1 rRNA gene is annotated in these 3,290 nt (G+C 49.8%); it reads left to right on the forward strand.

Going from position 1 to position 3,290, the window contains the following annotated elements:
- The first annotated feature begins 381 nt into the window (after window positions 1-381).
- Window positions 382-3,269, forward strand: a 23S ribosomal RNA gene (locus tag JQM81_RS13300).
- Window positions 3,270-3,290 lie beyond the last annotated feature (21 nt).

The raw sequence follows: 3,290 nt of genomic DNA on the forward strand, positions 1-3,290 counted from the left end.
TTCAGGTTTCTAATGACTGATAAAAATTCAGTCAATATGTACCTTGAAAATTGCATATAAGAAATAGAAATGATAAGATAAATATCTTAATCAAGACATCCGAGGTAATTGTTATAAACAGAGTAATGAGATAATGATTACAACACAATTCGAAGAAAACGAATGAAAAAAATTGACCTAGAACCAACGCATATCACGCTAGATATGTGTAAGTGGAGAAAGAACAAAGCAGAGGCGACGCTTCGAAGCGGTCATCTCTAAGACTTTCAGTCTTATCGATGTCATTTGCTTCGCAAATGTCTGCCGGATTTGTCAAAAGCCCATAGGAAAGCAAGCTTTCCATGGTCTATGACAAACTGTCACCCGCTTTCGAAACTAGTTGGTCATGCTAGAAAGAGCGTATGGTGGATGCCTTGGCACTAAGAGCCGATGAAAGACGTGATAAGCTGCGAAAAGCTTCGGGGAGGAGCAAATATCCTACGATCCGGAGATATCTGAATGGGGAAACCCAACTGAGCAGACCTCAGTTATCCTGACGCCAATCCATAACGTCAGGAAGGGAACCCGGTGAACTGAAACATCTAAGTAGCCGGAGGAAGAGAAAACAACAGTGATTCTGTGAGTAGCGGCGAGCGAAAACGGAAGAGCCCAAACCGTTGTGCGTGCACAACGGGGTTCGGACCGCAGAATTGATTCCAGATTGTTAGCAGAATGGTTTTGGGAAAGCCAGCCAGAGAAGGTGAAAGCCCTGTAAGCGAAAACGAGAAGGACAAGGCGGTATCCAGAGTACCACGAGACACGTGAAACCTTGTGGGAACAAGCGGGGACCACCCCGTAAGGCTAAATACTCCTTAGTGACCGATAGCGCATAGTACTGTGAAGGAAAGGTGAAAAGGACCCCGGGAGGGGAGTGAAACAGAACCTGAAACCATATGTTTACAAGCTGTGGAACCGCATTATTAGCGGAACCGCGTACTTTTTGTAGAACGGTCCGGCGAGTTGCGCTGGCTGGCGAGGTTAAGTCCTGAAGGGACGGAGCCGAAGGGAAACCAAGTCTTAATAGGGCGTAAAGTCAGTCAGAGCAGACCCGAAACCGGGTGACCTATCCATGTCCAGGATGAAGTTGCCGTAAAAGGCAATGGAGGTCCGAACCCACATCCGTTGAAAAGGGTGGGGATGAGGTGTGGATAGGGGAGAAATTCCAATCGAACCCGGAGATAGCTGGTTCTCCTCGAAATAGCTTTAGGGCTAGCCTCATACAAGTCTTGCGGAGGTAGAGCACTGAATTTCCTAGGGGGCGTCAAAGCTTACCGAAGAATATCAAACTCCGAATGCCGCGTAGATGGTGTATGGGAGTCAGACTGCACGAGATAAGTTGGGTAGTCAAAAGGGAAAGAGCCCAGACCTGCAGCTAAGGTCCCAAAATGTGTGTTAAGTGGAAAAGGATGTGGGATTTCGAAGACAACTAGGATGTTGGCTTAGAAGCAGCCATACATTCAAAGAGTGCGTAATAGCTCACTAGTCGAGAGGTCCTGCGCCGAAAATGTCCGGGGCTGAAACACACTACCGAAGCTCAGGAATGTAGAGATACATTGGTAGAGGAGCATTGAATACGGGAAGAAGCAGTACCGATAAGGAGCTGTGGACTGTATTGAAGAGAGAATGCCGGAATGAGTAGCGAGAGGAAGGTGAGAATCCTTCCGGCCGAATATCTAAGGTTTCCAGAGTAAAGCTGATCTGCTCTGGGTAAGTCGGGGCCTAAGGCGAGGTCGAAAGACGTAGTCGATGGATAACAGGTTGAAATTCCTGTACCACAATATAACAGAACTGTGGGGACACGTGTGGAGAGTATGAGCCGGGATTGGAGAGACCGGTGCAAGCGAGGTAGGAGTATGGCAGGCAAATCCGCCATGCAATCCGAAGACGTTAAGCGGACCGAACAGAAGTAGGGAAGCATATGAGCCATGCGTCAAGAAAAGCCGCTATAGTTTATATTGTGCCCGTACCGTAAACCGACACAGGTGGATGAGGAGAGAATCCTAAGGCCGACGGGAGAAGCATTGTTAAGGAACTCGGCAAAATGACTCCGTAACTTCGGGAGAAGGAGTGCCAGAGAGATCTGGCCGCAGAGAATTGGCCCAAGCAACTGTTTAGCAAAAACACAGGTCTATGCAAAACCGAAAGGTGAAGTATATGGGCTGACGCCTGCCCGGTGCTGGAAGGTTAAGAGGAGAGGTTAGCGCAAGCGAAGCCTTGAATTTAAGCCCCAGTAAACGGCGGCCGTAACTATAACGGTCCTAAGGTAGCGAAATTCCTTGTCGGGTAAGTTCCGACCCGCACGAAAGGCGTAATGATTTGGGCACTGTCTCGACAATGCACCCGGTGAAATTGAAATACCAGTGAAGATGCTGGTTACCTGCGCCAGGACGGAAAGACCCCATGGAGCTTTACTCCAGCTTGATACTGGGATTCGGTATTGCATGTACAGGATAGGTGGGAGGCAAAGAAGTGGTGACGCCAGTTGCCACAGAGCCGCTGTTGGGATACCACCCTTGCAGTATTGGATTTCTAACCAGCAGCCGTGAACCGGCTGGGGGACAATGTCAGGTGGGGAGTTTGACTGGGGCGGTCGCCTCCGAAAGGGTATCGGAGGCGCTCAAAGGTTCCCTCAGAATGGTTGGAAACCATTCGAAGAGTGCAAAGGCAGAAGGGAGCTTGACTGCGACACCGACGGGTGGAGCAGGTACGAAAGTAGGACTTAGTGATCCGGTGGTATAAAGTGGGATTGCCATCGCTCAACGGATAAAAGCTACCCTGGGGATAACAGGCTTATCACTCCCAAGAGTTCACATCGACGGAGTGGTTTGGCACCTCGATGTCGGCTCATCGCATCCTGGGGCTGAAGTAGGTCCCAAGGGTTGGGCTGTTCGCCCATTAAAGCGGTACGCGAGCTGGGTTCAGAACGTCGTGAGACAGTTCGGTCCCTATCCGGCGTGGGCGTAGGATATTTGAGAGGAGCTGTCCTTAGTACGAGAGGACCGGGATGGACTGGCCGCTGGTGTATCTGTTGAACCACCAGGTTCATGGCAGAGTAGCCAAGCCGGGACGGGATAAACGCTGAAGGCATCTAAGCGTGAAGCCCCCCTCAAGATGAGATATCCCTACGAAAGTAGTAAGACCCCTTGAAGACGACGAGGTAGATAGGGCAGAGGTGGAAGTACAGTAATGTATGGAGCTGACTGCTACTAATCGGTCGAGGGCATGACCAAGCAAGGTGATAGGTAATGGAT

It is taken from the genome of Faecalicatena contorta (genome assembly GCF_021531895.1).
GTDB lineage: Bacteria > Bacillota > Clostridia > Lachnospirales > Lachnospiraceae > JAFBIX01.